Raw genomic sequence first — 6,489 nt, forward strand, 5'->3', positions numbered from 1 at the left:
GCCTTTTTCACCTCAATTCCCTGACAGTCCTGACTGCAAATCTGACGTTGCGGAATCTCTAAACACAACTGCTCATACAGCCACGCCGAAGGCTCAAAGTACCCGTTGGGGGGCAGCGTCTCAATCAAATCATCCATTGAAAGGTCGCGATCGAGGGGCAGTTCTTCAACTTGTGCTTCTTTCTCAGTTAGCCAGAGCATCTCAGACGCTGACACTGAGAGACGATGGTTAAATTGTTGTAAACAACGGTGACACATGAGTGTGACAATCGTTTCCGCTTGAGCAGAAATTTCGAGATAGTTGCCCTGATGGGTGACTTTCAAAACGCCCTGCACGGGAGTCAAAGTGGGCAAGTTAGGCAAAATCTCTTTGAACTCGATCGCCTGGCTGCGCTCAGGAGCTTGGGTCAACCGAGGAATGTAAATCGCTTCCATGAATTGAGGCAATCCTATTAAAAACTAAGATGCCTGCACATTTTCAGCACAGGCAACCATTACATACTTCTATTTTAGGCGTTGCTGAACGAGGTGTTTGACCCACTCCACGATTAAATTTGAGGCTGATCAGGCTGTACAGGACGGACAACTAGACGACGATCGGGTTCTTGCCCTCGGCTAAACGTTTCCAGATCGGGGCTGTCTTTGAGAATGGTGTGAATCTGTCGCCGTTCGGCAGAGGACAGCGATTTGATTTCATACTCTGCGCTAGTTTGTCGAGCCTGTTCAGCAGCCTGTTCAGCAATCTTTAGCAACGCTTGCTGACGGCGTTCTCGATAGCCCGCAAGCTCGATCGTATAGGCACCCTGCAACTCGCCTGTTTGACCCAGATTGAGAATGGAGTTTGCTAGATATTGGATCGAGTCCAACACTGCGCCATCGGTTCCGATTAAAGAATCAACCTGGTCAGTTTGAAGGGCAGACTGGTCGATCGTCAGCCAACAACTCGCCTCGGAAAATGTCTCTCTCATCTGGGTCGTCACAGGTGCTGGAAGACTTGCTAACTTCAAGAATTCTTCTAGCCACTCCTGACCTCTTTGCTGAAGCTGATCGCCCATGTTAAGCCTTCTTTTTACGACCGGGTTCAAATGGTAGATCGTCAGACCCCTTTTCTTTGCTCGTCTTTGCCGCTTCTGCGTCCACAATTTTTTGCAGATTTTCGGGTAGAGGCTCACGCGACAGGACAAAAGTTTGAGCCGTCTGGAAAATGTTGGCGATGACCATGTACATCAACACCCCAGCCGGAAGTGGGAAGAAGAGGAACATGCCAGAGAAGATGATCGGCGTGATTTTGTTGACGGTATCTTGTTGAGGATTGCTGCTCGGCCCACTACTCTGACCTGAGAGCAACTGGTTGATGTATAAACTAACGCCAAAAAAGATCACCATGCCAATGATGTCCCAGTGCAGCGCTCCATCCGGGTCGATCGCGCCTACACGTCCCAGCTTATCGATAAACAAAAATCCTTTATCAGCCGCCAGTCCTGGAACAATCGCTTGAAGGGTGGCATCTCCGGGCTGAAGGGCTTCGATCGTGCCGTCGTCGTTCAGCTTGATTCGCTCTGCACCGTTGGTGACTTTGAACTTTGGCTTGAGATTGCTGTCAGGATACTCAGACACCAGCGCATCAAACGGCTTACCGTCGTTAGTCTGAAACTCAACTTTAGTTTTTTCGCCAACGGCTAACTGAGTGCCACTGGGAGCGATCGCTGCAATCTTTGCATGAACGCCGTCAGCTACAAAAATGTTTTGAGGCGGGGTCACAAAAGCCTGAACCTGCTCCACCTGACCCGTGGGGGTCACCTGAAAGTTGAAAGTGTAGGGCACGTCGGAGAAGGGTGATCCCCGCAGAGTGGCGAATAGCGCAAACAGAACGGGCATCTGTAGCACCACTGGAAAGCAGCCAGCCAGGGGATTACCAAATTCTTTATAAACTGCGCTCATGGCTTCCTGCTGCTTGGCAGGATCGTCCTTGTAGCGCTCTTGAATCTCCTTAACTCGTTTTTGCATGGCAGGCTGAGACACCTTCATGCGGCGCATACTGCGAATCGAGCCAGCACTCAAGGGGTAAAGCGCAAAGCGAATTACCAGCGTTAGTGCCACGATCGCTAAACCGTAGCTGGGCACGATCCCATAGAAAAAGTCTAGGATCGGCAGCATTACGTTGTTGGAAAGAAAGCCTATACCGAAGTCCATTCGCCTTACGTCTACCTAAAGAGAATTCTGAGTTTGCCGAGTTTGATCGAGTTGATGTGGCTCGGCGTGTACGCTAGCTGGCACACCACGTCCCAGTCTAGCCTGTACACCCTATCATTAACCGTCCATAGACAAGCGGAATTCCCTACTTGCCCAGTGCACCACTGGCTTTTTTAGCGCGATCGGACAGCTTATCGTTGATATAGTCGTAGACTTCTCGAAACTTGGGCACCGAGCGAAGCTCTAACCGACTGCCATCTCGCAGCGTCACAACCATATCGCCCCAAGCACCCAACCCACGGGGAACGGTGACGACTTTGACAATCTCGGAATAAATGAGATCGGTACGATCGCGACCCATCCATCCACCTGTGACGGTAATCCGCCGATTTGTAATTCTATACCGCAGCCAGAGCGCTCGGACAACTGAACCGATCGTCAAGGGAATACAGATCACCGTAGTCGCCAACAACAAACCGATAATCAAATCACCGACATGAGGGCCGCCTTCGTAATAAACCTCTTCTTTAATCGCCATTTATCACCTCAGCGTCTACCAACAACTGCTTTAATTCTTGCAGAAATTGGAAGTAATCGCACTTAATCGCGGATTCTCTAACGACGATCACGACTTTCCAGCCGTGAGGGATGAGAGGAAGTAACTGGCGCAAAGCCACTCGAATCTGCCGTTTAATGCGGTTTCGCACAACAGCGTGTTTGCTGACTTTTTTGCTGATGGAGATGCCAATCTGGGAGGGCGACTGCTCATCCTTCTGGCGGGGACGCAGTGCCCTGAGCGCCAGGTTAGCTGAGTTTCGACGCAGACCTCGCTGATAGACAGCCCCAAAGTCTCGCCGTTGTTTGAGTCGATTTGCTTTGGGCAATGCCATCTCAGACCTCGCCCTGCCTCTACAAAAGATTCAGAAATTAACCAGAAACCGAAAGCCGTGCCCGACCTTTTTTTCTTCGAGCCGTGATTACCCGCCGACCGTTGGGGGTTCTCATTCTCGCCCGAAAGCCAGAGACTCTTCTTCTCTTACGGCTGGTTCCTTCTAAAGTGCGTTTGGTCATTGTGGTTGCTCTAGCTAAAGGTAAGTGACTGTCAAAAAGCCACAGTCTACAAATATACCACTTGAAAAAGTGAGTGGGAACTAAAAAGTGAAGCGCTTCGATCGAAACCCTTCACCCTTCAGAAGTTTGAGATGATTTGAGACTAGCTAATGGTGATGATCCAGGTGCCGAGTGATCGCAGCAAAGGTACATCTCCGGGAGACAGCACGTTGCAGTTAAAGTAAAACATGCCGCCGCTGCTAGGGTTTCTGACGTTTGAGAAAATCAGTTCGACGTTGGTGCCTGCGGGGACGGGTTCTTTAGGAAAGACTTCAATCACGTAGTTTTCTTTTGACCACTTGACTTCTTCGATGGCGACTTTTTTGTCGTTGACCATCAGTTCGACATCTTTGGGATCAAACGTGCCCTTAAAGTAGTTGGGATAGTCGATCGCAAACTGAGCGACAGCCACCTTCATCTTGGCGCGGGGAACTCGCAGACGGTAGCGATCCCAGGAGTTAGAGTTTCCACCAAAATCAAGACGGTAGCTCAGTTGGTTTTCGCTCTTGACTCCACTAAAGATTGTCAATCCGGGCAGGCCTTGGGCAAAGGCGACGATCGGCAAAACCGACGTGAGGCAACCTGCGATCGCCAATGTGGAAACGACACGTCGCATCGAAAATCCTCTGAGCAGCATAGGCGTTTTACCTAAAAAACAAGGGTTAGGGGGTTTCATGAGCTTTATCAATATTGACATTAGCAGCAAAAGAGAAGGAATGGCTCAGTGAGGAGCGACGTAAGTCTTGACGAAGAAATCTCTAGAAGGTGCCTGATTGATTTAAGACAAGCAAATTGACTCACCGAGTTCATCTACTTTACAGGTTAGTTCTAACTTTCTAAACTTCTGGCTTGCTGTCACGAAGCATCAGGGCTGAAACGGCGGCGTGAGGGGTGACTTCACCTTGCAAGAGTTGATGAACTTGAGACGAAATCGGGACTGAAATCTTCTGTTGCTCCGCCAGTCGAATGAGCACCTGCGTCGTGTTGACTCCTTCTGCGGTGCCTTCTAACTGAGCCAGAACGTCAGATAACGGTTTGCCCTGCGCTAACCCATAACCTACCTGATAATTTCGGCTCAAGGCACTGTTGCAGGTGGCTAGCAGATCGCCCAAGCCTGATAGTCCATAAAACGTTTCAGCTTTTGCGCCCCAATAGGTGCCGATGCGAATCATTTCGGCGAGTCCGCGAGTGACGAGGGCCGCTTTGGCGTTGGTTCCTAGAGTTAGACCGTCACAGGCTCCGACGGCGATCGCAATCACATTCTTTAACGCGCCCCCCAATTCAACGCCCAGGGGATCGGGATTGGTATAAACGCGAAATCGAGCCGAAGAAAGGGCAGCTTGTACCCGTTCCGCCGCCTGTAAGTCTGAGCTTGCAACCACACTGGCCGCAGGCAAACCTTGTTGAATCTCTTTGGAGAGGTTTGGCCCCGAAAGAATCGCGACAGCGTGAGTAGGAAAAGCAGCTTGCCAGAGTTGCGACGGGAGAAGAGGCAAAGCGACCCCTTGCGGGTAACTCGAAGAGATCGCCGTTCCTGAATTGGCATCCAGTCCTTTGGTCGCTGTGACGAGAAGGGTTTGAGGCGAGAGGGCTGATCGTAGCCCTGAGATCACCTCTCTTACGCCTTTCATCGAAATCGCTGACACAATTACATCGGCGTTCTCGATCGTGGTCTGAAGGTTGCCGCTCTGACGCGACCACACCTCAACTTGATGCCCATTGTCTCTGGCCAGATTCGCCAGCGTCGAACCCCAGGCACCCGCCCCCATCACCACAACCTTCAACCGTGCCCCCGTGGGTTGTTTTGCATCAGCGTCCTGACTTGTTCTGCGTGATAAGAACTGCGGGTGAGCGGTGAAGAAACGACTTGCAGAAAGCCGATCGCCGCCCCATATTCCTGCCAGAGATCGAACTGCTCAGGAGTCACAAAGGTCTGAACACCCAAATGTTTCTGGCTCGGTTGGAGGTATTGCCCGATCGTCAGAATGTCACAATCGACCGTTCGCAGATCGCGCATCGTTTGCCGGACTTCTTCATCTGTCTCACCCAGACCGACCATGATCCCAGATTTGGTGTAGGTGTGCGGACTGATTTCGCGGGTGCGTTTGAGCAGGTCGAGCGATCGCGCATAGTCGCCTTGAGGTCGGACTCGCCGATACAACCGAGCGATCGTTTCGGTATTGTGATTGAGAACTTCTGGGTTGGCGTGGAGAATGATAGCCAGCCCGTCCCAATTGCCACAGAGGTCAGGGATGAGAACTTCGATCGTCGTCTGAGGCGAGACGGCCCGAATCCCTTGGATACAGCGCACAAATTGAGCCGCTCCGCCATCTGGCAAGTCATCTCGATTGACAGAAGTAATCACCACATGATTGAGGCGCATTCGTCGCACGGCTTCGGCTAGTCGCGTCGGTTCGGTGGGGTCTAGTGGCTGTGGCTTCTTCTCAAAATCAATGTCGCAATAGGGGCAGGCCCGCGTGCAAGCTGGCCCCATGATTAGAAACGTCGCCGTCCCTGCGTTAAAGCACTCGCCAATGTTGGGGCACGAGGCCTCTTCACAGACCGTGTTGAGCGATAAGTCTCGCAAAATTTCTTTGACGTTGCCGACTCGCTCCCATTGAGGAGCTTTAACCCTTAACCAGTCTGGCTTTACAACCACGCCTGCCTACCCTAAAGTTGTGCATCAATTAGTTTAACAAGTTGTTGGGCAGGATTCTCTGTGTTGGGTCGATCGTGCTACCCTATTATTGACTAACCGGGATGTAGCGCAGCTTGGTAGCGCACCTCGTTCGGGACGAGGGGGTCGTAGGTTCAAATCCTATCATCCCGATTTTTAAAGGCTGTAGTGCTTCAGAGCAATTGGCAGGTCATTGGCCGGGCTGGCTTGTGAACTCCATTTCAATAACCTTTGGACTCATCTACTTGGGGACTGCCCAAATTAATAACCGTAGCGAAAGGTTTCCTCGAATTCACGTTAACAAAGAATTTCTAAGCAGACTTCAAAGCTTTGGGCGTGTGATCAATTGAGCCAAATCACGCAAGCGTCCAGATAAGTTGCACTGAGAAAGTTCATAGCGTCGATATCGAGCTTAGAAACCCACAGCGCCTTCGCGTCCAGGCAATAAATTTTTAATTCGGCGTTGCTGAACAAAGGGATGAATCAAGTGAGTACGGGTATTGACCAATA

General features: G+C 51.0%; 9 protein-coding genes and 1 tRNA gene. 1 reads left to right on the plus strand and 9 read right to left on the minus strand.

Annotated features, from left to right (window positions below; translation table 11 throughout):
• From ACKFKF_RS33865 to lipA, 9 genes are all read right to left on the minus strand, one after another.
• Window positions 1-434 (minus strand): YceD family protein (locus ACKFKF_RS33865; RefSeq protein WP_446871764.1); only part of this gene is annotated, 434 nt, incomplete at its 3' end.
• 113 nt (window positions 435-547) lie between these two features.
• Window positions 548-1,054, minus strand: a complete 507-nt coding sequence (locus ACKFKF_RS33870) for a Jag family protein (RefSeq protein ID WP_446871765.1) — start codon at window positions 1,052-1,054, stop codon at window positions 548-550.
• A 1-nt stretch (window position 1,055) separates the two neighbouring features.
• Window positions 1,056-2,192 carry a membrane protein insertase YidC gene (yidC, locus tag ACKFKF_RS33875; protein WP_446871766.1) on the minus strand — a complete coding sequence of 379 codons (1,137 nt, stop codon included), beginning with the start codon at window positions 2,190-2,192 and terminating at the stop codon, window positions 1,056-1,058.
• Between the two features lie 145 nt (window positions 2,193-2,337).
• Entirely contained in the window at window positions 2,338-2,730 is a 393-nt protein-coding gene (locus ACKFKF_RS33880) for a PH domain-containing protein (RefSeq protein WP_446857206.1), read from the minus strand.
• Window positions 2,720-3,082, minus strand: a complete 363-nt coding sequence (gene rnpA / locus ACKFKF_RS33885) for a ribonuclease P protein component (RefSeq protein ID WP_446871767.1) — start codon at window positions 3,080-3,082, stop codon at window positions 2,720-2,722. Before rnpA ends, ACKFKF_RS33880 begins: the two co-directional genes overlap by 11 nt.
• A gap of 37 nt (window positions 3,083-3,119) precedes the next feature.
• The gene (gene rpmH, locus ACKFKF_RS33890; protein WP_446857208.1) at window positions 3,120-3,263 is read right to left on the minus strand and encodes a 50S ribosomal protein L34; all 144 of its coding nucleotides are present in this window, start codon (window positions 3,261-3,263) and stop codon (window positions 3,120-3,122) included.
• Between the two features lie 142 nt (window positions 3,264-3,405).
• Window positions 3,406-3,918, minus strand: a complete 513-nt coding sequence (locus tag ACKFKF_RS33895; RefSeq protein ID WP_446871768.1) for a DUF2808 domain-containing protein — start codon at window positions 3,916-3,918, stop codon at window positions 3,406-3,408.
• Between the two features lie 220 nt (window positions 3,919-4,138).
• Complete coding sequence (locus ACKFKF_RS33900; RefSeq protein WP_446871770.1) at window positions 4,139-5,077, minus strand: NAD(P)H-dependent glycerol-3-phosphate dehydrogenase; 939 nt, start codon at window positions 5,075-5,077, stop codon at window positions 4,139-4,141.
• 5 nt (window positions 5,078-5,082) lie between these two features.
• A complete protein-coding gene (lipA, locus tag ACKFKF_RS33905; protein ID WP_446871769.1) occupies window positions 5,083-5,961 on the minus strand; it encodes a lipoyl synthase in 879 nt (292 codons plus the stop codon).
• Window positions 5,962-6,058: 97 nt separating this feature from the next.
• Here lipA and ACKFKF_RS33910 point away from each other — a divergent pair.
• Window positions 6,059-6,132, plus strand: a tRNA-Pro gene (locus ACKFKF_RS33910).
• Window positions 6,133-6,489 lie beyond the last annotated feature (357 nt).

Source organism: Phormidesmis sp. 146-12 (assembly GCF_052939495.1).